Source organism: Bartonella sp. AP65SXKL (genome assembly GCF_042195725.1).
Classification (GTDB): domain Bacteria; phylum Pseudomonadota; class Alphaproteobacteria; order Rhizobiales; family Rhizobiaceae; genus Bartonella.
Genome location: NZ_JBHIOW010000070.1, coordinates 1 through 1069 on the forward strand (window position 1 = coordinate 1; position 1069 = coordinate 1069).

At 43.7% G+C, this 1069-nt stretch carries 1 pseudogene; it reads left to right on the forward strand.

Annotation, left to right across the window (positions count from 1 at the left end):
* Positions 1-1069: pseudogene (locus ACFIMP_RS09720) on the forward strand (hemagglutinin repeat-containing protein); the annotation flags it as partial.

A 1069-nucleotide genomic window follows, 5' to 3' on the forward strand; every position in this document is an offset into this window, starting at 1 on the left:
TTCGTGATCAAAACGGGGGAGCTTGGAAATAGCGGTCAATTGGCATCGGGGCAGGATTTAGTCTTTAGCGTGACGGGGGATGTGACCAACAACAAAACGGGTTTAATCTATGTGAAGGGCAATGGTGCTTTACAAGTTGATGGGGCTTTGTTGAATGATTTTGGCACCATAATGGCAGAGGGTGATTTGGGTTTCACCAATGCGGCTGGCAGCGGAAAAAGCCTTTCGCTTGTCAACAAAGCAGGCTTTATTCAAGCTGGTGGAAACTTAAATATCCAAACCAACACCCTGAAAAACGAAGCTGATAGCACGCCTGTCATCACGGAAAAAACGGAATATAGCGATATTTCTTTCCAAAGACCAAAGGGTTCTGATCAACTCAGTGATGGGATGTTATATCATGATGCGAAAGTTGGTCTTTGGGGACAAGGGCACGAACATCAAGATGATAACGGAGTTTGGAAAGGACACTTATACATTTACTTAGATAATCCACTTTGGAATAGTAAAGAAGAAACCTATGGCACCGCAATTTCAAGCGATGGAACAGTCTATAAGGCATTTACTTGGAAATATATTGACGAAAGAAACTCTGTAGAACAGTATCGATGGAATGGTGATAGGTGGAAGGCAGGAGGGATCTGGTCAATAAACAAACACTGGTCACATATGACAGAAAAGACTGTCACACAAGCATTTTCGCATAAACCAACTGTTTCGGGGGTAATACAATCTAGTGGCAATCTCATCATTAACGCTGATACCATTGACAACCATTATAGCACTATGAGAGCAGGGGGAAATGCCGATATCCAAGCCAAGACGCTGACCAATTTAGGTGCAACGGCTTATAAAAAAACCTATATGGGTTGTAATGCCAATACCCAGGATGGTTATTGTTATGGCTATAAAGCTGATGGAAGCCGCGATGTTTCTTTAGATATAGCCAATGGCAAGGATCGCCAGATTGGTTCAGAAGCTTTGGAGAGCGTTCCTGGTCTTGTCCAAGCGGGTGGCACGTTGAATTTGGTGGTCGATCAACTCAATAACACGGCAGCGGAAGGTTCGA